28 protein-coding genes and 1 riboswitch are annotated in these 26,925 nt (G+C 51.7%); of the genes, 17 read left to right on the forward strand and 11 right to left on the reverse strand.

The window, feature by feature from the left end:
• Positions 1-2: 2 nt before the first annotated feature.
• Entirely contained in the window at positions 3-632 is a 630-nt protein-coding gene (locus FDX14_RS14920) for an OB-fold-containig protein (RefSeq protein ID WP_137349756.1), read from the reverse strand.
• 261 nt (positions 633-893) lie between these two features.
• Here FDX14_RS14920 and glgS point away from each other — a divergent pair, with 261 nt between their 5' ends.
• Positions 894-1,100 (forward strand): cell surface composition regulator GlgS, encoded by a 207-nt coding sequence (glgS, locus tag FDX14_RS14925; protein ID WP_087856824.1) that lies wholly within the window; start codon positions 894-896, stop codon positions 1,098-1,100.
• A 32-nt stretch (positions 1,101-1,132) separates the two neighbouring features.
• Here the strand turns inward: glgS and ubiK are convergent, their stop codons facing one another.
• Positions 1,133-1,429 (reverse strand): ubiquinone biosynthesis accessory factor UbiK, encoded by a 297-nt coding sequence (gene ubiK, locus FDX14_RS14930; protein ID WP_038633935.1) that lies wholly within the window; start codon positions 1,427-1,429, stop codon positions 1,133-1,135.
• A 132-nt stretch (positions 1,430-1,561) separates the two neighbouring features.
• Positions 1,562-1,712: riboswitch (FMN riboswitch) on the forward strand.
• Between the two features lie 106 nt (positions 1,713-1,818).
• On the opposite strand from ubiK, the gene ribB reads away from it, so the two are divergent.
• Together ribB and FDX14_RS25205 are read left to right on the forward strand one after the other, a co-directional pair.
• Positions 1,819-2,472, forward strand: a complete 654-nt coding sequence (gene ribB / locus FDX14_RS14935; RefSeq protein ID WP_038633931.1) for a 3,4-dihydroxy-2-butanone-4-phosphate synthase — start codon at positions 1,819-1,821, stop codon at positions 2,470-2,472.
• Positions 2,473-2,902: 430 nt separating this feature from the next.
• Positions 2,903-3,079, forward strand: a complete 177-nt coding sequence (locus FDX14_RS25205; RefSeq protein ID WP_064507033.1) for a hypothetical protein — start codon at positions 2,903-2,905, stop codon at positions 3,077-3,079.
• A gap of 66 nt (positions 3,080-3,145) precedes the next feature.
• On the opposite strand, the gene zupT is transcribed toward FDX14_RS25205, so the two are convergent.
• Entirely contained in the window at positions 3,146-3,919 is a 774-nt protein-coding gene (gene zupT / locus FDX14_RS14940) for a zinc transporter ZupT (protein WP_038633928.1), read from the reverse strand.
• Between the two features lie 147 nt (positions 3,920-4,066).
• Here zupT and ygiD point away from each other — a divergent pair, with 147 nt between their 5' ends.
• On the forward strand, positions 4,067-4,855 hold the full coding sequence (ygiD, locus tag FDX14_RS14945) for a 4,5-DOPA-extradiol-dioxygenase (protein ID WP_137349757.1): 789 nt from the start codon (positions 4,067-4,069) through the stop codon (positions 4,853-4,855).
• A 40-nt stretch (positions 4,856-4,895) separates the two neighbouring features.
• On the opposite strand, the gene FDX14_RS14950 is transcribed toward ygiD, so the two are convergent.
• The 3 genes from FDX14_RS14950 to tolC form a co-directional block, all read right to left on the reverse strand.
• On the reverse strand, positions 4,896-6,056 hold the full coding sequence (locus tag FDX14_RS14950) for a glutathionylspermidine synthase family protein (RefSeq protein WP_042311167.1): 1,161 nt from the start codon (positions 6,054-6,056) through the stop codon (positions 4,896-4,898).
• A gap of 5 nt (positions 6,057-6,061) precedes the next feature.
• Complete coding sequence (locus FDX14_RS14955) at positions 6,062-6,739, reverse strand: DUF1190 family protein (protein ID WP_137349758.1); 678 nt, start codon at positions 6,737-6,739, stop codon at positions 6,062-6,064.
• Between the two features lie 148 nt (positions 6,740-6,887).
• Positions 6,888-8,363: an outer membrane channel protein TolC gene (gene tolC, locus FDX14_RS14960; RefSeq protein ID WP_042311027.1), complete on the reverse strand. Its 1,476-nt coding sequence runs from the start codon at positions 8,361-8,363 to the stop codon at positions 6,888-6,890.
• A 205-nt stretch (positions 8,364-8,568) separates the two neighbouring features.
• Here tolC and nudF point away from each other — a divergent pair, with 205 nt between their 5' ends.
• Genes nudF through parE form a run of 5 tightly spaced genes read left to right on the forward strand, consistent with a single transcriptional unit; the run spans position 8,569 to position 12,974 of the window.
• A complete protein-coding gene (gene nudF, locus FDX14_RS14965) occupies positions 8,569-9,201 on the forward strand; it encodes an ADP-ribose diphosphatase (protein WP_042311025.1) in 633 nt (210 codons plus the stop codon).
• Positions 9,198-9,620 (forward strand): DUF1249 family protein, encoded by a 423-nt coding sequence (locus tag FDX14_RS14970; RefSeq protein WP_003024582.1) that lies wholly within the window; start codon positions 9,198-9,200, stop codon positions 9,618-9,620. The genes nudF and FDX14_RS14970 overlap by 4 nt, the downstream gene beginning before the upstream one ends.
• Positions 9,621-9,644: 24 nt before the next feature.
• Positions 9,645-10,472, forward strand: coding sequence for a 3',5'-cyclic-AMP phosphodiesterase (cpdA, locus tag FDX14_RS14975; RefSeq protein ID WP_042311024.1), 828 nt, complete (start codon positions 9,645-9,647; stop codon positions 10,470-10,472).
• Positions 10,472-11,053, forward strand: coding sequence for an esterase YqiA (gene yqiA / locus FDX14_RS14980; RefSeq protein WP_038633915.1), 582 nt, complete (start codon positions 10,472-10,474; stop codon positions 11,051-11,053). Before cpdA ends, yqiA begins: the two co-directional genes overlap by 1 nt.
• A 28-nt stretch (positions 11,054-11,081) precedes the next feature.
• The gene (gene parE / locus FDX14_RS14985; RefSeq protein ID WP_005123094.1) at positions 11,082-12,974 is read left to right on the forward strand and encodes a DNA topoisomerase IV subunit B; all 1,893 of its coding nucleotides are present in this window, start codon (positions 11,082-11,084) and stop codon (positions 12,972-12,974) included.
• A 57-nt stretch (positions 12,975-13,031) separates the two neighbouring features.
• Here the strand turns inward: parE and FDX14_RS14990 are convergent, their stop codons facing one another.
• Complete coding sequence (locus FDX14_RS14990; protein WP_137349759.1) at positions 13,032-13,346, reverse strand: putative quinol monooxygenase; 315 nt, start codon at positions 13,344-13,346, stop codon at positions 13,032-13,034.
• A 30-nt stretch (positions 13,347-13,376) separates the two neighbouring features.
• Complete coding sequence (locus tag FDX14_RS14995) at positions 13,377-13,958, reverse strand: NAD(P)H-dependent oxidoreductase (protein ID WP_042311012.1); 582 nt, start codon at positions 13,956-13,958, stop codon at positions 13,377-13,379.
• A 246-nt stretch (positions 13,959-14,204) separates the two neighbouring features.
• Between FDX14_RS14995 and FDX14_RS25450 the strand changes: the two genes are divergently transcribed.
• The 3 genes from FDX14_RS25450 to FDX14_RS15010 are packed head-to-tail and all read left to right on the forward strand — an operon-like array spanning position 14,205 to position 15,736.
• Entirely contained in the window at positions 14,205-14,684 is a 480-nt protein-coding gene (locus FDX14_RS25450) for an Hcp family type VI secretion system effector (protein ID WP_042311010.1), read from the forward strand.
• 2 nt (positions 14,685-14,686) lie between these two features.
• Positions 14,687-15,397 (forward strand): hypothetical protein, encoded by a 711-nt coding sequence (locus tag FDX14_RS25455; protein ID WP_137349760.1) that lies wholly within the window; start codon positions 14,687-14,689, stop codon positions 15,395-15,397.
• Positions 15,398-15,403: 6 nt separating this feature from the next.
• Positions 15,404-15,736: a DUF2645 family protein gene (locus tag FDX14_RS15010; RefSeq protein ID WP_137349761.1), complete on the forward strand. Its 333-nt coding sequence runs from the start codon at positions 15,404-15,406 to the stop codon at positions 15,734-15,736.
• Between the two features lie 7 nt (positions 15,737-15,743).
• Here FDX14_RS15010 and qseC read toward each other — a convergent pair whose 3' ends face one another.
• Entirely contained in the window at positions 15,744-17,093 is a 1,350-nt protein-coding gene (gene qseC, locus FDX14_RS15015) for a quorum sensing histidine kinase QseC (protein WP_137349762.1), read from the reverse strand.
• Entirely contained in the window at positions 17,090-17,749 is a 660-nt protein-coding gene (qseB, locus tag FDX14_RS15020; protein ID WP_032940770.1) for a quorum sensing response regulator transcription factor QseB, read from the reverse strand. Before qseB ends, qseC begins: the two co-directional genes overlap by 4 nt.
• Positions 17,750-17,900: 151 nt before the next feature.
• Here qseB and FDX14_RS15025 point away from each other — a divergent pair, with 151 nt between their 5' ends.
• The 4 genes from FDX14_RS15025 (at position 17,901) to ftsP (ending at position 23,060) form a co-directional block, all read left to right on the forward strand.
• On the forward strand, positions 17,901-18,296 hold the full coding sequence (locus FDX14_RS15025; protein WP_038633899.1) for a YgiW/YdeI family stress tolerance OB fold protein: 396 nt from the start codon (positions 17,901-17,903) through the stop codon (positions 18,294-18,296).
• 89 nt (positions 18,297-18,385) lie between these two features.
• Positions 18,386-20,644 (forward strand): DNA topoisomerase IV subunit A, encoded by a 2,259-nt coding sequence (gene parC, locus FDX14_RS15030; protein ID WP_061382452.1) that lies wholly within the window; start codon positions 18,386-18,388, stop codon positions 20,642-20,644.
• A 194-nt stretch (positions 20,645-20,838) separates the two neighbouring features.
• Complete coding sequence (plsC, locus tag FDX14_RS15035) at positions 20,839-21,576, forward strand: 1-acylglycerol-3-phosphate O-acyltransferase (protein ID WP_032940773.1); 738 nt, start codon at positions 20,839-20,841, stop codon at positions 21,574-21,576.
• Positions 21,577-21,647: 71 nt separating this feature from the next.
• Positions 21,648-23,060, forward strand: coding sequence for a cell division protein FtsP (gene ftsP / locus FDX14_RS15040; protein WP_038633892.1), 1,413 nt, complete (start codon positions 21,648-21,650; stop codon positions 23,058-23,060).
• A 16-nt stretch (positions 23,061-23,076) separates the two neighbouring features.
• Here ftsP and FDX14_RS15045 read toward each other — a convergent pair whose 3' ends face one another.
• Positions 23,077-24,552, reverse strand: coding sequence for a TrkH family potassium uptake protein (locus FDX14_RS15045; protein ID WP_137349763.1), 1,476 nt, complete (start codon positions 24,550-24,552; stop codon positions 23,077-23,079).
• 198 nt (positions 24,553-24,750) lie between these two features.
• On the opposite strand from FDX14_RS15045, the gene FDX14_RS15050 reads away from it, so the two are divergent.
• Positions 24,751-26,922 carry a YgiQ family radical SAM protein gene (locus tag FDX14_RS15050; protein ID WP_003024532.1) on the forward strand — a complete coding sequence of 724 codons (2,172 nt, stop codon included), beginning with the start codon at positions 24,751-24,753 and terminating at the stop codon, positions 26,920-26,922.
• Positions 26,923-26,925: the final 3 nt, after the last annotated feature.

Consider the following 26,925-nt stretch of genomic DNA (forward strand, 5'->3'; position numbering starts at 1 on the left):
AATTATAAAATAGTCGGCCAGGGGTTGAGCTCGGCCAGGTAACGCGTTGCAGAGAGTCGGCAAATAATCAGCACCTTGTCTCCTTTTTTGAATTCTTTGCCCGCTTCAGGCTCCAGCAGCACATAGTGGGTCTGCCCAAACTTGTCGGTAAATTTGCCTTCGCATGGGGTTCCGGCACTCGCAGAATGGCCGGTAATAATTGCCATGCTGCCGATAAACTCATCCTCGGCGAGGGCGGTGGTTTCATCCCGTGGCAGCCAGGGAGCAATAATTTTCCCGCTGTAATGCACAGCGAAGACGGCGAGAATAAAACTTACCGGGACAAGTAGTAGATTACTCAGCGGTGCTTGCCACAACGTGACCCAGCCATGCTGGATGAGGATACCGAAAAGTCCAAAGAAGCCAGCGAGTAAGCACAGCACGATCAGCGCTGGAATCCGTCCGATATTGAGATAGTGCAATGCCTGTCCTATATTGCCGGAGGTCAGGGCATCGTAATGTTCGAGATGTGCATCAAGCGTGCCAGAAAGGTAATGACCGAAAATAAGAGAGATGATTTCCAATAGGCCAATCAGTAGTACAAATGAAATAGCAAACAGGTAGGGGCCGTTATATTCCGTAAATAAAACCAACTTTTTCCTCCTGCGACTACGTTCCCTGATAGTGTCAAAAGTAACGGTTTTACCTGTTACTTTTACATAACGTTACAATAGCATGCCGAGCCATTATCCTTAAATCCGAAAGGGGACTTATTGCCCCCTTATATTTCGTAGGAAAGTGTGAGCCTGGGCTATAAATTTGCGCACATTATGTACAAAACCATTTCGCGTATAGGGAAATACTGAAATCAGAAAAAGCATATGGCCTTAGCAGATATTCAATAACTGGAGGGTATGCTCATGCACAGCAACATGTATTCAATGAACAATTTCGATTTCCTGGCCCGCAGTTTTGCCAGGATGCAGGCTGAGGGACACCCTGTTGATATCCAGGCCGTCACTGGCAATATGGATGAGGAACATCGTAGCTGGTTTTGTAAACGTTATGCGCTGTACTGCCAGCAGGCGACAGAGGCGAAGAAACTCGAACTGGAACACTAACAAAAAACGGGCCTTGCGGCCCGTTGTCGTTTTTACTCTTGCGGATCGACTGAGGGGATTGCAGGGGCAGGCTTAACTTCTGCCGTTTTTTCACGCGCTTCCAGCTCAGTCAGGCGTTGTTCAAGCAGCGCCAACTTTTCACGGGTACGCAGCAAAACCTGAGTCTGCACATCAAACTCTTCACGGCTTACCAGGTCCAGACGGGTCAGTTGTGACTGCAGCGTTTGACGAATTTTCTTCTCGACGTCTTCCCCAAACTCCCGGATCCCTTTCGGCATCGACTCGTGAACCTGACGAGCAATTTGCTCAATTTTTTTCGGGTCAATCATTGTGGTTTCCCTGAACTGGTACGTGTTGCTGCTTATTGTAGTGCGAATGGGCGCAGGCATAAACCAGAATTGTGTGAAGCTAAGTCGAGTAAAGGCGTTGATGAAGGTAATCAATAGCGTTATAGTTAACCCGCTTATTCTCAGGGCGGGGCGAAATTCCCCACCGGCGGTAAATCAGCTTAATGCTGAAAGCCCGCGAGCGCTTTGGGTGCAAACTCAAAGGTCAGCAGATCCGGTGTAATTCCGGGGCCGACGGTTAGAGTCCGGATGGGAGAGAGTAACGATCCAGTCGGGCATGGACCCGCTCACGTTATTTTTTTGCCGCTTAGACGGTACTCCTAAGACTGCCCTGATTCTGGTAACCATAATTTTAGTGAGGTTTTTTTACCATGAATCAGACGCTACTTTCCTCTTTTGGTACGCCTTTCGAACGTGTTGAACATGCGCTTTCTGCGCTGCGTGAAGGACGCGGTGTGATGGTGCTTGACGACGAAGATCGTGAAAACGAAGGCGATATGGTTTTCCCGGCAGAGACCATGACCGTTGAACAGATGGCGCTGACCATCCGTCACGGCAGCGGTATTGTTTGCCTGTGCATCACTGAAGACCGACGCAAACAGCTCGATCTGCCAATGATGGTGGAAAATAACACCAGTGCTTACGGTACCGGTTTTACCGTGACCATTGAGGCCGCAGAAGGCGTGACTACCGGCGTTTCCGCTGCAGACCGTGTTACTACGGTACGTGCGGCAATTAAGGATGGCGCAAAACCTTCCGATCTGAACCGCCCGGGACACGTTTTCCCGCTGCGAGCTCAGGCAGGCGGTGTGTTGACTCGCGGCGGTCATACTGAAGCCACCATCGATCTGATGACGCTGGCAGGCTTTAAACCAGCCGGTGTGCTGTGCGAACTGACCAATGACGATGGCACCATGGCGCGCGCGCCGGAGTGCATCGAATTTGCCGGCAAGCATAATATGGCTGTGGTCACTATCGAAGACCTGGTGGCTTACCGTCAGGCGCATGAGCGTAAAGCCAGCTAATTGCTCATAACCACGCTTGTTGTGGTAGGGATAAAAAAACCGAAGTCAGTTTTCTGGCTTCGGTTTTTTGTTATCGAGGCCTGCTTATATTTAAAATGTTCCGCAATTAAATGGCATTGCCGAAAGTAGAGTTTAAATAATTCTGTTTATTGGCCGGGAAAGAGATGAATTATCAGGGATTAGCGATTTTATCACTTTGTCTTAAGTGAGCTGAGGATATTTACAGAATAATAAATATTATTTAGAAACAGGCTTGTTTCTACATTGTTTTATTTTTAATACACGTTTGTCATTCCCTGCACAGTTGGGTTATATGATCGAAATCATATATTTGTTTCTGTGTTATGCCACTATAGGGGTAGGTCAGAATAAGTTAGTGTAAATTTTTAACGTTAAATGTTTAATGATGTTAAATATTAAGGGTAAAAGAATGTTTATTGCCTGGTATTGGATTGTATTAATTGCACTCGTTGCGGTGGGTTATTATTGTCATATGAAGCGTTATTGTCGTGCGTTCCGCCAGGACAGAGATGCGCTGCTTGAGGCGCGTAACAAACTCTTTCGTCGACCTGGCGAAGATAACGGCGCGGTTAAGGGACAGGAATAGTCCTTCGCGTTCTGCTATGGATGAGCGGATGCTGTTAAACTTGTAGGGTGGCATCCGCCCTCTGGATTAGCCGATTCCCATAGACTGGAGAATGACGAGACTTAACCCCATCACCGACATTCCGCACAATACCCCATAGCTGGGATTATTATTGGGGTCGATCTCTTTTGCCAATGGCATCAATTCATCGACGGACAGCGCGACCATAATACCTGCAACGGCCGCCATTATCGCCGCCATTACTACCGGCGAAATCAGACTACCGAGAATTAACCACGCCAGTACGCCACCCAATATTTCCGCCATGCCCGAAATCCCGGCCCAGAATATCGCGGTGCGTTTAGATCCCGTAGCCGCATAGACCGGACCCGCCACGGCTAATCCTTCAGGAATATTGTGTAATGCGACGGCAAGGGCAATACCAAAGCCCAGTTCGAGGTTGCTGCTGGCAGTAACAAATGTCGCAATTCCTTCCGGGAAGTTGTGCAGGCTGATGCCGAGCGTTAATAAAATCGCGGTACGCCGGATGGAACCGGGTAAAGGCTGCGTGGTTTTTTGCACCAGATCCTGAGGGTGAGCATGCGGCAGTATACGGTCGAGGCCAAAGTAGCCCAGCAGGCCCACAATAAACATCCCGTAACCCAACACCGGCGACATGCCGTCAGCGGCCAGCGCAGCAGGTAGCATCTCCATTAGAGAAATCAGTAACATGATCCCGGCGGCGAAACCTAAAGAAAAGGCAAGAACGCGATTAGAGGGTTTTTGCCCCAGCACGCCGAGAAATGCGCCGATAAACGTGGCGGCACCTGCCAGTAAAGTCAGAAGTAAAGGTACTGACATCGACAAATAAAACTCCTTATCAATCTGCTATCCGGATTGGATCGTCAAAATAACTGATGATCTTCATCATGGTTATCTGAGTTCTTCATCAACCGAATAAGCGTATTGTGGTGGTATCAAAATGACTCCCTCAGTAAGGATATCATCATGTCTTCAACTCGTATGCCAGCATTGTTTTTGGGCCACGGTAGCCCGATGAATGTTCTGGAAGATAACGTTTATACCCGTGCCTGGCAGCAACTGGGGGAAACGTTGCCGCGTCCGAAAGCCATTGTGGTGGTGTCGGCGCATTGGTTTACCCGTGGAACAGGCGTGACGGCGATGGAAGCGCCAAAAACAATCCATGATTTTGGCGGTTTTCCGCAGGCGCTGTATGACACGCATTACCCGGCCCCCGGTTCACCTGAGCTGGCGCAGCATCTGGTGGATTTGCTTTCCCCTGTGCCCGTCACGTTAGATAGAGAAGCGTGGGGATTCGACCATGGCTCCTGGGGCGTGCTGATCAAGATGTATCCGAATGCGGACATTCCTATGGTGCAGTTAAGCGTCGACAGCACTAAACCCGCGGCCTGGCATTTTGAGATGGGTCGCAAGCTGGCGGCGCTGCGTGATGAGGGCATTATGCTGGTAGCCAGCGGTAACGTGGTGCATAACCTGCGTACTGCGCGTTGGCACGGTGAGAACTCGCCATACCCGTGGGCGATCTCATTCAACGATTATGTGAAGGCCAACCTGACATGGCAGGGACCGGTTGAACAGCACCCTCTGGTCAACTACCTCGATCATGAAGGTGGATCGTTGTCGAACCCGACGCCGGATCACTATCTGCCGCTGCTGTATGTATTAGGCGCGTGGGATGGCAAAGAGCCGGTGACTATTCCTGTCGACGGGATTGAGATGGGAAGTTTAAGTATGTTGTCTGTACAGGTTGGATGAGAAATGCCGGGTGGCAGCTTCGCCTCACCCGGCACAACGATTATTCGACAAAAATATGCGGATAGAAACGCGAGAGATCCTGCGTGATCAACGCGCGGTCTTCGCGAATGCCTATACCAGCTGGTTGATCGTTGATCAGCCAGCTGCCGATCAGCATATAGCTGTCGCCAAATTTCGGGAGCTGATGGAACTGCTGTACGATCATACCTTCTTCGCCATACGGCCCTTCAACGGCTTCGATCGTTTTCCCGTTCTCAATGATGGAGACGTTAGCGCCTTCACGCGAGAAGATTGGCTTAACGACGAATTTATCCATCTGCGGATAGTCGTCTTCGGCGAAATAAGCAGGCAACAGGTTCGGATGGTTCGGGAACATTTCCCACAACAGCGGGAGTAGCGCCTTGTTGGAGATAATGCTCTTCCAGGCCGGTTCCAGCCAGCGAACGCCCGCGTCTTCAAGCTTAGTGGAGAACATTTCACGCAGCATGAATTCCCACGGATAAAGCTTGAACAGGTTAGCAATAACCTGATCCTGCATATCCGTGAACTGACCTTTTTCACCAAGGCCAATATCTTCGATATAAAGGAATTCAGTGGCGATCTCAGCCTCGGCAGCGCAATCCTGCAGGTACTGGATCGTTCCGCGATCTTCGACCGTATCACGACAGCAGGTCAGATGCAGCAACTGAAAACCATACTGTTCACGCAGCTCGGTGAAGCGCTCGATCAGCTTTTCCTGCAGACTGTTGAACTGATCGCTGCCTTCCGGCAGGTTGCCGGCATTGAGCTGATCTTCCAGCCAGATCCACTGGAAAAACGCGGCTTCGTACAGTGACGTTGGCGTATCGGCGTTGTTTTCCAGCAGTTTGGGTTCACCCGTGCCGTCCCACGCCAGATCCAGACGCGAATAAAGTGACGGCTGCTGTGTCTGCCAGGACTGACGAACAAAGCCCCAGGTATGCTTTGGAATGCGAAACTTGGTCATTAGCTCATCGCTGGCGATGACCTTTTCCACCACTTTGAGGCACATTTGATGCAGCTCTGCGGTGACCTCTTCCAGCTTTTCAACCTGAGCAAGCGTGAGCTTATAGTACGCGTCTTCACACCAGTACGGCTCGCCGTACATAGTGTGAAAGTTGAAACCGTATTCGGTGGCCTTATCGCGCCAGTCCGGGCGCTCAACAATACTGACTCTTTCCATGACCATCAGCCGCCCATTGAACGTGTGGTGGTGCCGCTGGCGCTACGCTGCATAGTGCTCTGTTTAGCCACAGATTCTCCAAATCCGCCGCGGGTGACGGTAGTGGTGGTGGCTGGTTTCGGCGCCATGGCGGTTTTCGGCACGGTCATGGTACGACCCGGCGTCGCTGCACCGTAGTTTTTACCGCTGGCATCAGTGTATTTGCCGTAGGCAGGGCTGGCCGGATTTTTCGAGCTGAACAGCGGTTGCTGCGCGCCCATACCGCCGCCCATCAGTCGGCCCATCATGTAGCCTGCCATCAGCGGCATCCAGAAGCTGCCGCTGCTTTGGTTCTGCGCCTGAGCCTGGCCTTCGCCGGTCGGCGTCATACCCGCTTGCGCAGGTGCCTGTTGGCACTGGCCTTCGCCGAATTCGGCGATACAGTCTTCGCGAGTGGCATATTTTGGCGCGGTGCGTTCCGCTTCTTTCAGCGCATTGTTGAACGCGGTAGTACATTCGGCGCTTTTACCCGGATTCGCTGCCGAGCAGTCGTCCGCGTTTTGATAAAGCGAAACCGTTTCGTCGCTCTTTTCACAGCCCGCGAGCATAAACACAGCGGTAACTGCCAGGGCGACAGGAGTCAGGTGGCGTGCGCTCCAGCTTTTGCGGAACGAGGCGTGATGTATCGATTTTGTCCGTTTCATTTATGTCTTCCAGGACCCAGTGGTAAATACTGCTCAGAATAGAGGATGACTGGTCGAAATTGAAGCGGGAAGAGGCGAGAATGCGTAGGAAGGGGCGGATCTTTACGTTGTCTTACGTTCAGACGGGGCCGAAGCCCCGTCATCAGCATCAATTACGGAACGGGTTGGTGCCGTTGCTGCTGGTTGTGCGTGCTGCTGTCGGCTGCGCCGCCGGCGTCGTGCTGTTGGACGTATAACCATCCGCTGCGGCGTCTTGCTGCGCGTTTTGCGGGGCGATCGTATCCGGGGTAGTGGATACCGGTTTACCCAGCGTATTGTTCAGGGCCACCAGATCCTGCTCGTTCAGCGTACCGAGCGCGGATTTGACGTTTAACTGATTGATAAGATAGGTATAACGCGCATTAGCCAGCTGTTGCTTGGCATTATACAGCGTGGTAGTGGCATCCAATACATCCACGATGGTACGTGTACCAACGGAATAACCGGCTTCCATCGCATCCAAAGAACTTTGCGCAGAAACAACCGCTTGTTTGTACGCGTTGATGCTACTGATGGACGCATTAATGTTGTTAAACGAAGAACGAACGGTCTGCACTACGCTGCGGTGTGCGCTTTCCAGTTGCTCACTCGCGCCAACAAAGTTGTACTGCGCTTGTTTCACCTGCGAGTTAACCATTCCACCCTGGTAGATAGGCAGCGAGAAGGTCAGACCGATTTTGTTCTGGCCCATGTTGCTGTCGTCATACTGGGCGTTATTGTTAGTTTTGGAACCGTTGTAAGAGGTGTCAGATACGCCAGTAGATGCGGTCAGGTCCAGAGTTGGTAAATGACCGTCCTGCGCCAGGCGAATCTGTTCACGCGCCAGATCCTGGCTTAAACGCGCCTGCAATAAGGTCAGGTTGCGGTTTTCTGCTTCTTTTAGCAGTGCGTTCACCGCCTGCGGTTTGTTGGTTTTGAAGCCGTCAACGTTCAGCGAAGCCAGTTCCGGGTAGTAGTTACCGGTCACCTGGCGCAGCTGTTCCACCGCGTTATCCAGATTGTTGCGCGCGGTAACTTCGTTTGCCAGCACGGTATCGTATTGTGAACGGGCGTTCTGCACGTCAGTGATGGCAACCAGGCCAACGTTAAAACGCTGAGTGGTCTGATCTAACTGACGGTAAACCGCATCTTTCTGTGCCTGGGTGTAAGACAGCACGTCAATCGCGTTCAGTACGTTAAAATAGGCGGTGGCGGTATTCAGGATCAGCGTTTGCTGATCGGTCTGATAGGTCACGTCCTGGATGCCCGCTGATTTTTCTTGCAGCGTCAGGGCACGCCATTTTGACATATCAAAAATGGACTGAGTTAACTGCAGAGATGCGCTGGTGGCGTTGGAGTTGACGCCATTTGCATCACGGTAGCCATTGCTGTAGGTGTAATCGGCACCTAATCCCAGTTGCGGCAGTAATGGGCTACGCGCTTCGTTAATTTTTTCGAATGCAGCATCGCGATCGGCGGCGGATTTACGCAATTCCGGGTTGCTCAGGCGTGCTTGCTGATAAACCTGCATCAGGTTTTCTGCCTGGCTCAGAGTACTGAACCCCGACAGGCTCAGGCCGATAAGGATGGGGAGCAATTTCTTCATTTGCATTCCTTGTTGTGAAGCAGTATTTAGCGCTGATCAAATTGTAAAAATATTTGCTGATTCTAGCAGAATCCGCCACTGCAAAAAGTTGGCGTTACGTGCCATACGGCGTTAATTTGCATCAATTTAACACAAGGGCGTTGAAACATCAGTCAAACGACCTTGAAATTCACATTTTAAACACTATTGGTTTCAGGACAGCACAATGCGTAAACCAGACAACTTGCCAATGACTTTCACTAAAAATGATGTAGAAATTATTGCACGAGAAACGCTATACCGCGGATTTTTTTCACTGGATCTTTATCGATTCCGCCATCGCCTGTTTAACGGCGGGATGAGCGGTGAGGTAAAGCGCGAAATTTTTGAGCGCGGACACGCGGCAGTCTTGCTACCCTTTGACCCTGAGCGGGACGAAGTTGTGCTGGTCGAGCAGATCCGCATCGCGGCGTTTGATACCAGCGCCAGCCCATGGCTACTGGAAATGGTGGCCGGGATGATCGAAGAAGGCGAGAGTGTGGAAGATGTCGCGCGCCGTGAAGCCATGGAAGAAGCTGGGCTTAACGTTAAACGCGTAAAACCGGTGCTAAGTTATCTGGCAAGCCCGGGAGGCACCAGCGAACGCTCATCGATTATGGTGGGTGAAGTGGACGCCACGACCGCGAGCGGAATTCATGGTCTGGCTGATGAAAACGAAGATATTCGTGTTCATGTGGTGAGCCGGGAACAGGCTTATCAATGGGTAGAAGAGGGGATAATCGACAACGCGGCTTCTGTCATCGCCTTGCAATGGTTACAGCTGCACCATCAAGAGTTAAAAACTGAGTGGAAAAAATGAAGCGTTACACACCTGACTTCCCTGAAATGATGCGCCTGTGCGAAACCAATTATTCGCAATTGCGCCGCCTGTTGCCGCGTAATGACGCAGCCGGTGAAACAGTGAGCTATCAGGTAGCAAACGCACAATATCGGTTAACGATCGTTGAATCGACCCGATACACTACGCTTGTCGCGATCGAACAAACGGCACCGGCTGTGACTTACTGGAGCCTGCCGTCGTTAACCGTGCGTCTGTATCATGATGCGAGGGTCGCTGAAGTGTGTTCAAGTCAGCAGATCTTTCGCTTCAAAGCGCGGTATGATTATCCAAATAAAAAGTTGCATCAACGCGACGAAAAGCATCAAATTAACCAGTTTCTGGCCGACTGGTTACGGTACTGTTTAGCACATGGAGCGATGGCGATTCCGGTTTATTAGCGTCGTGAAACCTAAGGACACCATTTGGAAAGCCTGTTAACCCTTCCTTTGGCTGGTGAGGCCAGAGTCAGGATCTTACAAATTACAGACACTCACCTGTTTGCCGAAAAGCATGAAACGCTGCTGGGTGTGAACACCTGGGACAGCTATCAATCCGTACTGGATGCAATACATGCTGAGTCGCCAGAGTACGATCTGATCGTCGCGACTGGCGATTTGGCGCAGGATCAATCCGCTGCGGCTTATCAGCATTTTGCTGAGGGCATCGCAAGTTTTCGTGCGCCCTGCGTTTGGCTCCCGGGTAATCATGATTTTCAGCCTGCAATGTACAGCTCGCTGCAGGAAGCTGGCATTTCCCCGGCTAAGCGCGTCTTCATTGGCGAACAGTGGCAAATCTTGTTGCTGGACAGTCAGGTATTTGGCGTTCCCCACGGCGAGTTAAGCGAATTTCAGCTCGAATGGCTGGAGCGTAAACTTGCCGATGCGCCTGAACGCAATACCTTGCTGCTTCTGCATCATCATCCTATGCCTGCGGGCTGCAGCTGGCTCGATCAGCACAGTCTGCGCAATGCCGCCGAGCTGGACAACGTGCTGGTGAACTACCCGCGCGCGAAGTATCTGCTCTGCGGGCATATTCATCAGGAACTGGATCTGGACTGGAACGGTCGCCGCCTGTTGGCGACGCCGTCGACCTGCGTGCAGTTTAAGCCGCATTGTTCTAATTTCACGTTAGATACCATCAGCCCCGGCTGGCGTACGCTGGAGCTATTTGCTGACGGTACGTTGCAGACTCAGGTGTGTCGTCTGCAGGGTAATCGGTTCCACCCTGATACCGCTTCAGAAGGCTACTGATGTCTACACTTCTCTACCTCCACGGATTTAACAGTTCTCCTCGTTCGGCGAAGGCATGTTTGCTGAAAAGCTGGCTGGCGGAGCACCATCCGCACGTTGAGATGATCGTACCGCAGCTGCCGCCGTATCCTGCTCAGGCCGCAGAGATGCTGGAATCGATCGTTCTTGAGCATGGCGGCGAGTCGCTGGGGATTGTCGGTTCCTCGTTGGGCGGCTATTACGCCACCTGGCTGTCACAATGTTTTATGCTGCCAGCGGTGGTGGTGAATCCGGCGGTCCGGCCTTATGAACTGCTGGTCGACTATCTCGGTCAAAACGAGAACCCCTACACGGGGCAGCAATATGTGCTAGAGTCACGCCATATTTACGATCTTAAAGTCATGCAGATTGACCCGCTGGAAGCGCCGGATTTAATCTGGCTGCTCCAACAAACGGGCGATGAAGTGTTGGACTACCGCCAGGCGGTGGCGTATTACGCCTCCTGCCGCCAGACAGTTACTGAGGGCGGAAACCACGCATTCACGGGCTTCGAAGATTATTTCAACCAGATTGTCGATTTTCTTGGACTGCACAGTTTCTGACGATCAATTCGAATTGCTTATTTAAACCATGACGCAAACTTATAACGCTGATGCCATTGAGGTACTCACTGGGCTTGAGCCGGTACGCCGTCGCCCGGGGATGTACACCGATACAACCCGTCCGAACCACCTTGGGCAGGAAGTGATTGATAACAGTGTGGATGAAGCACTGGCGGGCCACGCAAAACGTGTGGACGTGATCTTACATGCTGACCAATCTCTGGAAGTTATTGATGATGGCCGCGGCATGCCAGTAGACATTCACCCTGAAGAAGGTGTTCCGGCGGTTGAGTTGATCCTCTGCCGTTTACATGCGGGTGGTAAGTTCTCCAATAAGAACTATCAGTTCTCTGGTGGTCTGCATGGGGTGGGTATCTCCGTGGTCAATGCTCTGTCTAAGCGTGTGGAAGTGAACGTGCGTCGCGACGGACAGGTGTACAACATCGCGTTTGAGAACGGCGATAAGGTGCAGGATTTACAGGTTGTCGGGACCTGCGGTAAACGCAATACCGGAACCAGCGTGCACTTCTGGCCGGATGAAACCTTCTTCGACAGCCCGCGTTTTTCCGTTTCGCGCTTAACGCACGTACTGAAAGCTAAAGCGGTATTGTGTCCGGGTGTTGAGATCACTTTTAAAGATGAGGTCAACAATAGCGAACAGCGCTGGTGCTACCAGGATGGTCTGAATGATTATCTGAGCGAAGCGGTGAATGGCCTGCCGACGCTGCCAGAAAAACCGTTTATCGGTAATTTTAGCGGTGAGACAGAGACCGTTGACTGGGCGTTGCTCTGGCTGCCGGAAGGCGGCGAGCTGTTGACCGAAAGCTATGTAAACCTGATCCCAACCATGCAGGGCGGTACGCATGTTAACGGTCTGCGTCAGGGCCTGCTGGATGCGATGCGCGAGTTCTGCGAATACCGCAATATCCTGCCGCGTGGCGTGAAGCTGTCGGCGGAAGATATCTGGGATCGCTGCGCCTACGTGCTGTCGGTAAAAATGCAGGATCCGCAGTTTGCCGGGCAAACCAAAGAGCGTCTCTCCTCGCGTCAGTGCGCGGCTTTTGTCTCTGGCGTGGTGAAAGATGCTTTCAGCCTGTGGCTGAACCAAAACGTGCAGTCAGCCGAACTGCTGGCTGAGATGGCGATTTCCAGCGCCCAGCGTCGCCTGCGCGCGGCGAAAAAAGTGGTGCGTAAAAAGCTGACCAGCGGTCCGGCGCTGCCAGGGAAGCTGGCGGACTGTACCGCACAGGATCTCAATCGCACCGAACTGTTCCTTGTCGAAGGTGACTCTGCGGGCGGATCGGCCAAACAGGCGCGCGATCGTGAGTACCAGGCGATCATGCCGCTCAAAGGTAAGATCCTCAATACCTGGGAAGTCTCTTCCGATGAAGTGCTGGCCTCGCAGGAAGTTCACGATATTTCGGTGGCGATCGGTATCGATCCGGACAGCGACGATCTGAGCCAGCTGCGATACGGCAAGATCTGTATTCTGGCGGATGCGGACTCCGATGGTTTGCACATTGCCACGCTGCTGTGCGCATTGTTTGTAAAACACTTCCGCACGCTGGTGAAACACGGTCACGTCTATGTGGCGCTGCCGCCGTTATACCGTATCGACCTCGGTAAAGAGGTCTATTACGCACTGACGGAAGAAGAAAAAGCGGGCGTACTGGAGCAGCTAAAACGCAAGAAAGGCAAGCCGAACGTGCAGCGCTTTAAAGGTCTGGGCGAAATGAACCCGATGCAGCTGCGCGAAACCACGCTGGATCCGAACACGCGCCGCCTGGTGCAGCTCATCATTGATGATGAAGACGATCAGCGCACCAACGCGGTAATGGATATGCTGCTGGCCAAGAAGCGTTCTGAAGATCGTCGTAACTGGTTGCAGGAGAAAGGCGACCTGGCGGATCTCGAAGGGTAATCGATCCTTAAATGCCGGATGGCGGCGTAAAACGCCTTATCCGGCAAATCGACAAACTTAAATGCCCGGCTCCAGAATACGAATATTCATCTCCAGCACATCGCCTTTGACGGCTTCGCTGTAGGCTTTCATATGCGGGGTCTGCAAATGCGCTTCAAGATGGGCGATGCTTTCCCACTGTTCAATCATGACGATTGAATCCGGGGCTGTCGTCTGAAAACTGACGCCAGCAGCATGATCGACCATCGGCGCGTAGCCGTGGCAGCCTTCTTCTTTCAGTACGATCGGAACGATTTTAGCGAACTGATCCAGTACCGCCTGGCGATGATGTTGACCTGGACGTGTACGGATTTCTGCAATAACGGTAAGCATGGTTAACTCCTTCTAATTCCAGGTTACCAGTTAACCAAAAATTTCGTTCAGATGCTTGCGATATTCTGCGATATAACGCGGGACGTCCGGCATTTTAATCACGTCATTGGTGATAAAGGTCGGCAGCGCTTCCATTCCCAGGAACTGGTTTGCTTTATGGAACGGGAGATAAACGCCATCAACGCCAACGCCATGGAAGAACTGATCTTTTTCCGTGAAGGCTTCCATCGGCGCGTTCCAGGTCAGAGACAACATGTATTTTTTGCCCTGAATCAGCCCGCCGGAACCGTATTTTTTAGAGGCATCTGAACGTGTACGGCCATCGCTGGCATACAGCGTACCGTGACCTGCGGTAAACACGTCATCGATGTATTTTTTCACGGTCCACGGTGCGCCCATCCACCAGCCAGGCATTTGCCAGATAACCGCATCGGCCCAGACGAAGTTCTGCACTTCTGTTTGAACGTCATAATCGCTGTCAGCGCGTACGACTCTAACATCATGCCCGAGGTCGCGCAGGATACCGTCCGCGACCTCGGTCAGGGTGTCATTCAATTGCCCATTAGAATGGCCGAATTTTTTCGCACCGTTGATAATCAGGATGTTGCTCATTTTGTGTCCTCAAAGAATAACGTTTGAGGCCGATTCTACGCTGATGAGCGGTACGGTGAAATTAGCAAAATGTGCAAAGTCTTTTGCATTTATAGCAATAGTTGGGTGTCGTGGAGAAATTACGTAAAGTGTGTAAATGAATTCTGAATTTTCTGTAACAGATAAATGGAGTGATTTTTTATCACAGTGAAGGAATAAACTGTCTGTAGCTGAGTTATTCAAAACACCAATATAAAGGGTTTTATAATGGCCAATATTATATATGCGACAGTTATCGGTGAAAAACAGGGCATGATTTCTGCTGATTGTGGAACATCTGCTTCTATTGGTAATAAATATCAACTAAACCACGTTGATGAAATTTTTGTCCTGCAATTCGACCATTCCATGAGTCGAGAGCATAATGTTTTACATCATCCTGTGAAATTTTATAAGCCAATAGATAAGTCATCACCTTTGTTAAATGCCGCGATTTCTGAAAATGAAAAATTATCGGTTTTATTTGACTTTTATAGAACAATTTCTGGTGGTGGTATTGAACGGTTTTACTCTATTGAGTTACAGGATGCTTATTTGTCTAACATTTCATCCTGCTATCCTCATGTGTTAACACATGCAGGTAATCAGCCAGAGGAAGTCATTATGCTGAGCTATAAAAATATAACGTGGAAACATCTTATAGCCGGCACTGAGTCATATAGCTTCTGGGAAGAAAGGATTTTCTAACGATGAAAAGCGATTTTATGCTGAGGAACCGTTTCTGTACCATCCCACAGACAAAATTCCGGAAATGGGATGAAATTGATGTTTTGTTTTGGAAGTTAGGCAAAAATGATGCCCGTGGATTTTCAGGAGCATTTTATTTGAATGCCTATAAAGATGCATATGTGCAATACAACAGAGATAAAATCATTAAACATGCTAACGCTGCGGGGATACGCTCCGACCTGCTTGGCGCAGTAGCATGGATTGAATCAGGAGGAATGCCTGAAAATTTTAAATTTCAGGTGTTTGAGGTTAAAAGGATGATTGGGTGGGGGAGCAAACCTGCAGATAAAACATTATTTGGTTCTGTAGCTGCACAAATACGCGTTGCGGCTGTTACACTTGGCCTGGATCCTTCGGAGCTTACTACCAGGGATCAGTTGGAGTTAGCAACTTGTCTCATGGAGGATGACTTTAACTTGCGCGTAACAGCAAATTATTTGAGAGATCTCATTCTCTATGATTATCCTGATGTAGCAACACTTTATATGACCGATGAGCAATACATAATGGCGGGTGTGAGGTATAATCGGGGAGTTCAAAGATGTTTAGAAGATTTCACCCAATTAATAAGTAATGTACCCAAACGAGGTACGGAAGACTATAACTATATATCCTATGGTATGAGATTGCTGGAAATAAGAGAACATATCAGAGCATTACTTAGAGAGTAATTGTATATGTTAAAAGGAAAAGTAGTATCTATACTTGAAGTGTCTCTATATATAGTCCTTGCGTATTGGTTAACCGATACATTTTTTGCCTTCAATAAATATAGTTGGATGCTTGAGCCGAATGACTCAATTTGTAGTATACCTGTCGTCTCAAACGATAATCGCGGTTTGCAGGCTGCCGTTGCAGCATTTTTTCTGCTCACGCCGCTTATTATTATCCTAGTCAGAAAACTCTATGACCGAAGAATGTTTGAGTTCTGGTTATATTGTCTCGCGGTAGCCACCTGCCTTTTCGTTGGCTGGTGGCTTTTTTGGGGGCGTTATTTATATTGCCAGTGATTTAGGCCTACCAACTGATCTTAGCTTCAAACCCTCCTTCCGGAGCATTTCCAAACGAGGCCGACATTCTGTGTAAGGACGCGATGCGACGGACAATTGACAACCCCAGACCGCTGCCGGTCACGCTTTGCCCTGGTGGGCGATAAAAGCGTTCTCCAATGTGCATCAGAACTTCCGGCGCAATACCTGGACCATTATCTTTGACGCTAAAATTGCGGGCGTTGAGCGTCACTTCCACAATGCTTCCCTGGGGACTATAGCGAATCGCATTATCCAGCAGATTTCGCACCATCAGGCTGAGTAACAGCGGTTGCCCGGTACATGTGATGCCATGCGCGTTAATCTGCAAACGTACGTCAATATGCGCCTGCTGGGCCGAATGGTAGATATCCATCACCGAAGATTGCAGCAACTCCTCCAGCGAGATTTCCGCCACATCCTGAAGATTGTCGAGGGAGTCAAGGCGCGAAAGCGTCAGTAACTGATCAACCAGACGCGTGGCGCGATCGATCCCGGCCTGCATCTGCATTAAGGCTTTTTGCCTTGCCTGCGGGTCATCGTCAGACAGTTGCGCCACTTCGGTTTGCACTTTCAGCGCCGTCAACGGACTACGCAGCTCGTGAGCGGCATCTGAAGTAAAGCGCCGTTCACGTACCATGGTGGTATGAATACGAGTGAAAAGTTGGTTGAGTGATTCAACCAGCGGGCGAACCTCGCCAGGAATGCCTTTCAAACTGAGCGGTTCTTCTGATTCCGGGTCGCGTAAACGTAGCGCCTGCGCCAGTTTTTTCAGTGGCTTAAGTTCAAGACTTAACAACACAATCAGGATTAACAGCATCAGCGGCAGAGCGACCAACCACGGCACCAATTGTGCTGTCACAATCGCTAAAGCCATATCTTCACGATATTCCCATTCCTGGCCGACAACGATTCGATACTTTTTATCTGCGGAAGTCAGCCAGACAAAACGCCATTTATCGTTGTCGCCATTCAGATAGCCATCGTCAAAACCTTCCCGGCGATAGCTATAGGGAATGTACTGGCCATTGTCGCCATCGTGAAGAACCATTTTCCCTTCTGGCGTGTAGGCCGCAAAGGTCAGTACATCGTCGTCAATATGACCATGTTTGAATTTTTTCGGGGTATGCGCGATACGTTCAGAGGCTTTGAGTTCATCAAGATCCAGCGTGACAAGACGCTTGGCGAACAGCATTTGCTGCGTGTCGAACATCTCATTCACGTTATCGGTGGTTTGCTTCCAGGCGACAAAGCTGGAAATCATCCAGGTCACTAAAACCAAAATCATGAAGATAAGCGTTAGCCTGACGCGCAGGCTGAGGCGTTGTGCGAATTTCATGCGTCACCCAAGGTGTAGCCAATGCCATGCACGGTACGGATAAAGTCGCTGCCGAGCTTACGCCGTAAGTGATGGACGTGTACTTCAACCGCATTGCTGGAGACGTTTTCGTCCCAGGTATACAGTTTTTCTTCAATCAGTTTACGGGGCAGGACGCGGCCCTTGTTGCGCATAAGCAGCTCCAACAGCGCGAACTCTTTGGGCTTAAGAGACAAAGGTTCGCCCGCCGCCGTGGCGACCAGCGCGCCGGGATCGAGCGTCACCTCGCCATGGCGCAATGTGTTGCTGGCCTGGCCGCTGGCACGACGCACCAGCGCCTCCAGCCTGGCGGCAACTTCGATCAACGCGAAGGGCTTACACAGATAGTCGTCCGCACCCAGACGTAAGCCTTCAACGCGTTCCGCCAGCGCGTCGCGGGCGGTCAGAATCAGCACCGGTTCCTGCTTCCCGTTGGCTCGCCACTCGCGCAGGATGTCTCGTCCGTCTATGCCTGGCAGCGTCAGGTCGAGGATTACCGCATCATACGGGGCACTGTAGAGTGCTTCTTTCCCCTGACGTCCTTCGGTAAACCAGTCGATGCTAAAACCCATTTTACTCAGACCGGTTTTAAGGCCATCGCCAATCAACGTATCATCTTCAACCAGTAAAATGCGCATATATTCTTCCCTGCGAAAACTCTCTTTACCGTCAGTAAACCTTGTCGCCGCCGCATCTGTACAGCAAAAAAGAATCTTTTTTTTCCTTAAGAAGTTGTTAAGGATTACCTTATTTAATAGTCGTAAACCAACATGAAAGGGAGACATGACGATGAAAAAATTAGCTGCAATGGTTGCCGTAATGGCACTGTGTTCCGCACCTGTTCTGGCAGCGCAGCAGGGCGGATTCTCTGGGCCAACGACGACCACACAAAGCCAAAGCGGTGGGTTTGTCGGCCCGAACGGCAGCATCACGACGGTAGCAAGTGCTAAATCGCTGCGTGATGACGCGTGGGTTACCCTGCGTGGGAACATCGTTGAGCGTATTTCCGACGATCTGTATGTGTTTAAAGATGCGACCGGCACGGTGAATGTGGATATTGACCATAAGCGCTGGAACGGCGTAACCGTAACGCCGCAGGATGTGGTTGAGATCCAGGGCGAAGTGGATAAAGACTGGAACTCCGTTGAAATCGACGTGAAACAGATTAGCAAAGTTGCTAAATAATCCCCATCAGGGCCGCATTCGCGATAGGGTAGTATCTGCGGCAATATTGCCCTTCAATAGAGGGGTACAAAGTTGAGGAACCACGATTAATGAGCGATATGGCAGAGCGCCTGGCGCTGCATGAATTCACGGAAAACGCCTATCTGAACTACTCCATGTACGTCATCATGGACAGGGCGTTGCCATTTATTGGCGATGGTTTGAAACCCGTTCAGCGTCGCATTGTGTATGCGATGTCCGAACTGGGGCTGAATGCCAGCGCCAAATTTAAAAAATCCGCCCGTACCGTCGGTGACGTGCTGGGTAAATACCACCCACATGGCGACAGCGCTTGTTATGAAGCGATGGTACTGATGGCGCAGCCGTTCTCTTACCGTTATCCGCTGGTTGACGGGCAGGGGAACTGGGGGGCGCCGGACGATCCCAAATCCTTCGCGGCGATGCGTTATACCGAATCCCGTCTGTCTAAATATGCGGAAGTCCTGCTGGGTGAGCTAGGTCAGGGAACGTCGGACTGGGTGCCAAACTTCGACGGCACCATGCAGGAGCCAAAGATGCTGCCTGCGCGTCTGCCAAATATTCTGCTGAATGGTACGACCGGTATTGCCGTTGGTATGGCGACGGATATTCCACCGCATAACCTGCGAGAGGTCGCCAAAGCGGCGATTACGCTGATTGAGCAGCCGAAAACAACGCTCGATCAACTGCTGGATATTGTGCAAGGGCCGGATTATCCGACCGAAGCCGAGATTATTACTTCGCGTGCGGAAATTCGTAAGATTTACGAAAACGGACGCGGCTCCGTGCGTATGCGCGCGGTATGGACCAAAGAAGACGGTGCGGTAGTGATTTCCGCGTTGCCGCATCAGGTTTCCGGGGCAAAAGTGCTGGAGCAGATCGCTGCTCAAATGCGCAATAAAAAGCTGCCGATGGTTGACGACCTGCGTGACGAATCGGATCACGAAAACCCGACCCGTCTGGTGATTGTCCCGCGCTCCAATCGCGTGGATATGGAACAGGTAATGAACCACCTGTTTGCCACCACAGATCTGGAAAAAAGCTACCGTATCAACCTGAACATGATCGGCCTCGACGGTCGCCCGGCGGTGAAAAACCTGCTGGAGATCCTCACCGAATGGCTGGCGTTCCGCCGTGATACCGTGCGTCGTCGCCTGAACTATCGTCTGGAAAAAGTGCTTAAGCGCCTGCATATCCTTGAAGGTTTGCTGGTGGCGTTCCTCAACATTGACGAAGTGATCGAGATTATTCGTCATGAAGATGAACCTAAGCCTGAGCTGATGTCGCGGTTTGGCATTTCCGAAACGCAGGCTGAAGCTATCCTTGAGCTGAAATTGCGCCACCTTGCCAAACTCGAAGAGATGAAAATCCGCGGTGAGCAGGATGAGCTGGCGAAAGAGCGCGATCAACTGCAGGCCATTCTCGCTTCCGAGCGTAAAATGAGTAACCTGCTGAAGAAAGAGCTGCAGGCCGATGCCGATGCTTATGGCGACGATCGCCGCTCCCCGCTGCAGGAACGCGAAGAAGCGAAGGCGATGAGCGAGCACGACATGCTGCCGTCTGAGCCGGTGACTATTGTATTGTCCCAGAGTGGTTGGGTGCGTAGCGCCAAAGGCCACGACATTGATGCGCCAGGATTAAGCTATAAAGCGGGCGACAGCTTTAAGTCGGCAGTGAAGGGTAAGAGCAACCAGCCGGTGGTGTTCGTTGACTCGACCGGACGCAGCTACGCCATCGACCCGATTACGCTGCCGTCGGCACGTGGCCAGGGCGAACCATTAACCGGTAAGCTCACGCTGCCGCCGGGCGCGACGGTTGAGCATATGCTGATGGAAGGTGACGATCAGAAACTGCTGATGGCATCCGATGCGGGCTACGGTTTTGTCTGTACCTTCAATGACCTGGTGGCGCGTAACCGTGCTGGTAAAGCATTGATTACACTGCCAGAAAATGCGCATGTCATGCCTCCTGTGGTGATTGAAGATGAAACTGATATGCTGCTGGCCATTACCCAGGCAGGTCGCATGTTGATGTTCCCGGTGAGCGATTTGCCGCAACTGTCGAAAGGCAAAGGGAACAAGATTATCAATATCCCTTCAGCAGAAGCGGCGAAAGGCGAAGATGGCCTGGCGCTGCTCTATGTGCTGCCGCCACAGAGCACGCTGACTATCCACGTCGGTAAGCGCAAAATTAAACTGCGTCCTGAAGAGTTGCAGAAAGTGACCGGCGAACGTGGTCGTCGCGGCACGCTGATGCGTGGTCTACAGCGTATCGATCGCATTGAAATTGACTCGCCTCGACGCGCCAGTCAGGGCGACAGCGAAGAATAACGTGACTGCCCGGCTCTCCCTGCTTTCGCTCAGGGAGAGCCAACGTTAAAATTTCCCGTAAAACCGTTGTTTATTCGTGCGTTGCGATTAACAATACGCTTTTCCAGAGAGCCGCCTTAACAAAGCCCTAACCTGATGCAGAGTTATGTATCCGGTGACGTAAAATGCCAGGCTCTTAGGCCTTAGAGGTTGTTATGTTATATATTTTTCGTTTAATCATTACTGTTATTTACTGCATTCTGGTCTGTATTTTCGGTTGTATATACTGTCTGTTCAGCCCACGGAATCCAAAACACGTCGCAACGTTCGGTCATATGTTTGGCCGCCTGGCTCCCCTGTATGGCCTGAAGGTCGAGTGCCGCATGCCGGCAGACGCGCAGAATTATGGTAATGCTATCTATATTTGTAACCACCAGAACAACTATGACATGGTTACTGCTTCGAATATCGTTCAGCCGCCGACGGTAACGGTGGGTAAAAAAAGCCTGCTGTGGATCCCGTTCTTCGGGCAGCTGTACTGGTTAACCGGTAACCTGTTGATCGACAGAAACAACCGTGCTAAAGCGCACAGCACCATCGCAGCCGTGGTGAACCATTTCAAAAAACGTCGTATTTCTATCTGGATGTTCCCGGAAGGGACGCGCAGCCGTGGTCGCGGTCTGCTGCCGTTTAAAACCGGCGCGTTTCATGCGGCGATTGCGGCGGGCGTCCCGGTTATTCCGGTGTGCGTTTCAACAACTTCAAACAAAATAAAACTCAACCGGCTCAATAACGGTTTGGCGATTGTAGAGATGTTGCCGCCGGTGGATATTAGCCATTTTGGTAAAGATCAGGTTCGTGAACTGGCAGCGCATTGCCGCACGCTGATGGAACAAAAAATCGCAGAGCTCGATAAAGAAGTTGCAGAGCGGGAAGCCGCCGGTAAGGTTTAATCCGCGCAATTCGGTTTTTTTACAGGAAAAGATTTCCTGCGTGTTAATCGCCAGTTTTTCATGGAGTTTATATGTCATTCAGTCGGCGTCAGTTCATTCAGGCATCGGGGATCGCACTGTGTGCAGGTGCTGTTCCGCTGAAGGCTAATGCTGCCGGTCAGCAACAACCGTTACCTGTGCCTCCACTGCTGGAGTCTCGTCGGGGGCAGCCGTTATTTATGACGCTGCAACGCGCGCATTGGTCTTTTACACAAGGCACGCGCGCGCCTGTTTGGGGAATTAACGGGCGCTACCTGGGACCGACAATTCGTGTCTGGAAAGGGGATGACGTCAAGCTTATCTACAGCAACCGTCTGACAGAAAATGTCTCGATGACCGTCGCCGGATTACAGGTACCTGGTCCGCTGATGGGGGGCCCGGCGCGCATGATGTCACCTAATGCGGATTGGGCGCCAGTGCTGCCGATCCGCCAGAATGCCGCCACGCTGTGGTATCACGCCAATACGCCAAATCGTACTGCCCAGCAGGTCTATAATGGTCTTGCCGGGATGTGGCTGGTTGAAGATGAGGTCAGTAAATCCCTGTCTATTCCCAACCATTACGGCGTAGATGATTTTCCGATCATTATCCAGGACAAGCGTCTGGACAACTTTGGTACGCCGGAATACAGCGAACCTGGCAGCGGCGGTTTTGTTGGGGATACGCTGCTGGTCAACGGGGCGCAAAGCCCGTATGTCGAAGTCTCCCGCGGCTGGGTACGCTTGCGTTTGCTGAACGCGTCAAACTCGCGTCGTTACCAACTGCAAATGAGTGATGGCCGTGCACTGCATGTGATTTCCAGCGATCAGGGCTTTTTACCTGCGCCTGTTTCATTGAAACAGCTCTCGCTGGCGCCAGGCGAACGTCGTGAGATCCTGGTGGATATGACTAACGGTAATGAGGTCTCTATTACCTGTGGCGAGGCGGCCAGCATTGTCGACAGGATCCGCGGATTCTTTGAACCATCGAGTATTCTTATCTCCACGCTGGTGCTGACTCTGCGACCAACTGGCCTTCTGCCGCTGGTGACTGACAGCCTGCCAATGCGCCTGCTGCCTACGGAGATCCTCAGCGGTTCGCCGATTCGCAGCCGTGATATCAGCCTGGATGACGATCCGGGGATCAACGGTCAGCTGTGGGACGTCAACCGCATGGATATTACCGCGCAGCAGGGTACCTGGGAGCGCTGGACGGTGCGGGCGGATATGCCGCAGTCTTTCCATATTGAGGGCGTCTCGTTCCTGATCCGTAATGTGAACGGCGCAATGCCGTTCCCGGAAGACAGAGGTTGGAAAGATACCGTCTGGGTAGATGGTCAGGTCGAGTTACTGGTTTATTACGGTCAGCCTTCCTGGGCGCATTTCCCGTTCTACTTTAACAGCCAGACGCTGGAAATGGCGGATCGTGGCTCGATCGGTCAGATCCTGGTGAACCCGGCGCCGTAACGCGCCGGGGTTTGCGTTACGCCCGCCAGAACATGCGCGAAAACAGGATCAGTATGGGGTAAATCTCCAGACGCCCCATGATCATGGCTGCGCACATCAGCAGCTTTGCCTCCTCATTTAACGTGCCAAACGTCGTGGCGGTAACGCCAAATCCCAGCCCCATATTGTTGATGCAGGCGGCGACGGTGGCGAAAGATGAGAAGAGATCGTAGCCCATCAGATTGAGCGCCCAGATAAAAAAGCTGGTGAACAAAACGTAGAGAAAGAAAAAGCTCCATACCGAACGCACCACCCTGTCGCTTACCACGCTGTTACCCACTTTGATGTTCAGCAGGGCGCGAGGATGCGCGAGCTGGTGTAATTCCTGGCGGCACTGCTTGAACATAATCAAAAAGCGCAGCACTTTAATTCCCCCGCACGTCGATCCCACACAACCGCCGAAGAAGCTGGCGCTAAGCAGCATGAAGATCGTGTGCGAGGGCCACTGCGCGTAATCCGCCGTTGACAGGCCATTATCCGTCAGCATGGAGCTGGCCAGAAAAAAGGCATGCACCAGGCTGTCCGTTAGCCCGTACATACCTGCCCGCCAGACCTGCCAGGTGGCGATCAGCGTGACCACCAGCGCAATTAGCAGAAAGAAACGCAGCTCGGCATTACGACGAAAGGGCTTGAAGGTACGTTTTACAATAGCAACGTACCAGAGGGTGAAGTTAAACGCGGATAACAGTGAGAACAGCCCGGCGACGAGTTCTATAGTGTGGCTGTTATAAAAGCCGATGCTCTCGCTGCGAGTGGAAAATCCGCCAAGAGAGACCGTCGACAGCCCGTGGCATAAGGCGTCGAAAAACGACATCCCGGCAGCCCAGTAGGCCAGAGTACAAATAAGACCCAGAATGACGTAGGTCAACCACAGCGTACGTGCGGTATCGGCAAGCCTTGGCGTGAGGCGTTCTTCTTTGAAGGGGCCAGGCATTTCAGACTGATACAGTTTCATGCCGCCAATACCCAGCAGCGGTAATACCGCCACGGCGAGGACAATAACGCCCAGGCCGCCAATAAAATTGAGCTGAGCACGATAGTAAAGATACGATTTCGGCAAGGCGCTGACGTCGTCAATCACCGTTGCGCCAGTGGTGGTAATCCCGGAAACCCCTTCGAACAGGGCATCGGCAAAGGAGAGATTTAAGCCATCGTCCATCCACATCGGCATTGCGCTAATAAACGAAAACAGTAGCCAGAACAAAACGATAATGACGAATCCATCCCGGGTTCTCAGTTGAATTCCCGCATGTTTGGTTGCCAGCCACGCCCCGCCGCCAAGGGTAAAGAAAGTCATAAATGTGCTGAAAAATGCGAAAAAGCTCCGCTCTTTATTTAACAGAGCGATGGTCATCGGCGGCAGCATGGAGAAGCTGTAGAGAAGAACCAGAAATCCGCACAGGTGAACAACAACCCGTAACTGGGAAATATGCAGTGAATCGTTGAGTCGCAATGAAAAATCCCCCGCCGAAAAGAGTGATCTCAGCTGGCCGGCATGGTGTTAATTATGATTGATAAAAATGGCTGTCGTAAAATTTAACAATTTATACAACTTTCTACTGGTCTGGTTCAGACTCCACTTCATTTCTTGCCGACATACAGCGTATAATCCCCGGCCTTTGATTATTTTTTTACCATTTTTGGAAGCATTATGAGCGCAATATCCCTGATCCAACCGGACAGAGACCTTTTCTCCTGGCCGCAGTACTGGGCTGCCTGTTTTGGCCCGGCACCGTTTTTGCCGATGTCTCGTGACGAAATGGACCAACTTGGCTGGGATAGCTGCGACATCATTCTGGTGACCGGCGATGCCTACGTCGACCACCCAAGCTTTGGTATGGCGATTTGTGGCCGTATGCTGGAAGCTCAGGGCTTTCGCGTCGGAATTATCGCCCAGCCGGAGTGGAACAACAAAGACGATTTTATGCGTTTGGGTAAACCGAACCTGTTCTTTGGTGTGACCGCTGGCAACATGGACTCGATGATCAACCGTTATACCGCCGATCGCCGACTGCGCCATGATGATGCCTACACGCCGGACAACGTGGCGGGTAAACGTCCGGACCGCGCCACGCTGGTCTATACCCAGCGTTGTAAAGAAGCATGGAAAGATGTGCCGGTTATTCTTGGCGGTATTGAGGCCAGCCTGCGCCGCACCGCGCATTACGACTACTGGTCTGATACCGTTCGCCGCTCCGTTTTGGTGGATTCTAAAGCCGATATGCTGATGTTCGGCAACGGCGAACGTCCGCTGGTGGAAGTGGCGCATCGTCTGGCGATGGGGGAGACTATCGATCAGATCCGCGATGTGCGTAACACCGCGATTATGGTTAAAGAAGCGTTGCCGGGCTGGAGTGGAGTAGATTCCACGCGTCTCGACACGCCGGGAAAAATTGACCCGATCCCGCATCCTTACGGTGAAGATCTGCCGTGTGCTGACAACAAACCTGTCGCACCGAAAAAACAGGAAGCGAAAGCGGTAACCGTACAGCCGCCACGTCCGAAACCGTGGGAAAAAACCTACGTGCTGCTGCCGTCCTTCGAAAAAGTGAAGGGCGACAAAGTGCTGTATGCGCATGCGTCGCGTATCCTGCACCACGAAACCAACCCAGGCTGCGCGCGCGCGCTGATGCAAAAGCATGGCGATCGCTACATCTGGATCAACCCGCCAGCCATTCCGCTCTCTACCGAAGAGATGGACAGCGTCTTTGCGCTGCCTTACAAGCGCGTGCCGCATCCGGCGTATGGCGACAGCCGTATTCCGGCCTATGAGATGATCCGTTTCTCGATCAACATTATGCGTGGCTGCTTTGGCGGCTGTTCGTTCTGTTCGATCACCGAGCACGAAGGCCGCATCATCCAGAGCCGCTCTGAAGACTCGATCATCAATGAAATCGAAGCCATTCGCGACACCGTTCCGGGCTTTACCGGCGTGATCTCCGATCTCGGTGGCCCAACGGCGAACATGTATATGCTGCGCTGTAAGTCACCGCGTGCGGAGCAGACCTGCCGTCGTCTGTCGTGCGTCTATCCGGATATTTGTCCGCATATGGATACCAACCACGAACCGACGATTAACCTTTATCGCCGTGCGCGTGATCTCAAAGGTATTAAAAAGATCCTTATCGCATCCGGTGTGCGCTATGACATCGCGGTGGAAGACCCACGCTATATCAAAGAGCTGGCGACCCATCACGTTGGCGGCTATCTGAAGATTGCGCCAGAGCATACTGAAGAAGGCCCGCTGTCGAAGATGATGAAGCCGGGGATGGGCAGCTACGATCGCTTCAAGGAATTGTTCGATACCTACTCTAAACAGGCTGGTAAAGAGCAGTACCTGATCCCGTATTTTATCTCCGCACACCCGGGTACGCGTGACGAAGATATGGTGAATCTGGCGCTGTGGCTGAAGCAACGTCGTTTCCGTCTGGATCAGGTGCAGAACTTCTATCCATCGCCGTTGGCGAACTCCACAACCATGTATTACACCGGGAAAAACCCGTTGGGTAAAATTGGTTATAAGAGTGAAGACGTGGTGGTGCCGAAAGGTGATAAGCAGCGTCGTCTGCATAAAGCCCTGTTGCGCTACCACGATCCAGCCAACTGGCCGTTAATCCGCCAGGCGCTGGAAGATATGGGTAAAAAGCATCTGATCGGCGGGCGTCGCGAATGTCTGGTTCCGGCGCCTACGCTGGAAGAGATGCGCGAAGCGCGTCGCCAGAACCGTCATACTCGTCCGGCGCTGACCAAACACACGCCAGTGGCGCACCAGCGTCAGACGCCTGCCGCAAACAAAAAACGCGGGAAAGTGGCGGGACGTTAATCT

The sequence above is a fragment of the Citrobacter sp. wls710 genome, from assembly GCF_005281115.1.
Classification (GTDB): Bacteria; Pseudomonadota; Gammaproteobacteria; order Enterobacterales; family Enterobacteriaceae; genus Citrobacter; species Citrobacter werkmanii.

Bases quoted from the DNA above. Each gene is read 5' to 3' on its own strand.
- plsC (WP_032940773.1), top strand. From the start codon at position 20,839: ATGTTATATATTTTTCGTTTAATCATTACTGTTATTTACTGCATTCTG.
- yqiA (WP_038633915.1), top strand. From the start codon at position 10,472: ATGTCTACACTTCTCTACCTCCACGGATTTAACAGTTCTCCTCGTTCG.
- zupT (WP_038633928.1), bottom strand. From the start codon at position 3,919: ATGTCAGTACCTTTACTTCTGACTTTACTGGCAGGTGCCGCCACGTTT.
- nudF (WP_042311025.1), top strand. From the start codon at position 8,569: ATGCGTAAACCAGACAACTTGCCAATGACTTTCACTAAAAATGATGTA.
- glgS (WP_087856824.1), top strand. From the start codon at position 894: ATGCTCATGCACAGCAACATGTATTCAATGAACAATTTCGATTTCCTG.
- FDX14_RS25205 (WP_064507033.1), top strand. From the start codon at position 2,903: ATGTTTATTGCCTGGTATTGGATTGTATTAATTGCACTCGTTGCGGTG.
- FDX14_RS14955 (WP_137349758.1), bottom strand. From the start codon at position 6,739: ATGAAACGGACAAAATCGATACATCACGCCTCGTTCCGCAAAAGCTGG.
- ubiK (WP_038633935.1), bottom strand. From the start codon at position 1,429: ATGATTGACCCGAAAAAAATTGAGCAAATTGCTCGTCAGGTTCACGAG.
- ribB (WP_038633931.1), top strand. From the start codon at position 1,819: ATGAATCAGACGCTACTTTCCTCTTTTGGTACGCCTTTCGAACGTGTT.
- parE (WP_005123094.1), top strand. From the start codon at position 11,082: ATGACGCAAACTTATAACGCTGATGCCATTGAGGTACTCACTGGGCTT.
- qseB (WP_032940770.1), bottom strand. From the start codon at position 17,749: ATGCGCATTTTACTGGTTGAAGATGATACGTTGATTGGCGATGGCCTT.
- qseC (WP_137349762.1), bottom strand. From the start codon at position 17,093: ATGAAATTCGCACAACGCCTCAGCCTGCGCGTCAGGCTAACGCTTATC.
- FDX14_RS14990 (WP_137349759.1), bottom strand. From the start codon at position 13,346: ATGCTTACCGTTATTGCAGAAATCCGTACACGTCCAGGTCAACATCAT.
- FDX14_RS14950 (WP_042311167.1), bottom strand. From the start codon at position 6,056: ATGGAAAGAGTCAGTATTGTTGAGCGCCCGGACTGGCGCGATAAGGCC.
- FDX14_RS25450 (WP_042311010.1), top strand. From the start codon at position 14,205: ATGGCCAATATTATATATGCGACAGTTATCGGTGAAAAACAGGGCATG.
- FDX14_RS14970 (WP_003024582.1), top strand. From the start codon at position 9,198: ATGAAGCGTTACACACCTGACTTCCCTGAAATGATGCGCCTGTGCGAA.
- FDX14_RS25455 (WP_137349760.1), top strand. From the start codon at position 14,687: ATGAAAAGCGATTTTATGCTGAGGAACCGTTTCTGTACCATCCCACAG.
- ftsP (WP_038633892.1), top strand. From the start codon at position 21,648: ATGTCATTCAGTCGGCGTCAGTTCATTCAGGCATCGGGGATCGCACTG.
- ygiD (WP_137349757.1), top strand. From the start codon at position 4,067: ATGTCTTCAACTCGTATGCCAGCATTGTTTTTGGGCCACGGTAGCCCG.
- tolC (WP_042311027.1), bottom strand. From the start codon at position 8,363: ATGAAGAAATTGCTCCCCATCCTTATCGGCCTGAGCCTGTCGGGGTTC.
- FDX14_RS14995 (WP_042311012.1), bottom strand. From the start codon at position 13,958: ATGAGCAACATCCTGATTATCAACGGTGCGAAAAAATTCGGCCATTCT.
- parC (WP_061382452.1), top strand. From the start codon at position 18,386: ATGAGCGATATGGCAGAGCGCCTGGCGCTGCATGAATTCACGGAAAAC.
- FDX14_RS15025 (WP_038633899.1), top strand. From the start codon at position 17,901: ATGAAAAAATTAGCTGCAATGGTTGCCGTAATGGCACTGTGTTCCGCA.
- FDX14_RS15050 (WP_003024532.1), top strand. From the start codon at position 24,751: ATGAGCGCAATATCCCTGATCCAACCGGACAGAGACCTTTTCTCCTGG.
- FDX14_RS15010 (WP_137349761.1), top strand. From the start codon at position 15,404: ATGTTAAAAGGAAAAGTAGTATCTATACTTGAAGTGTCTCTATATATA.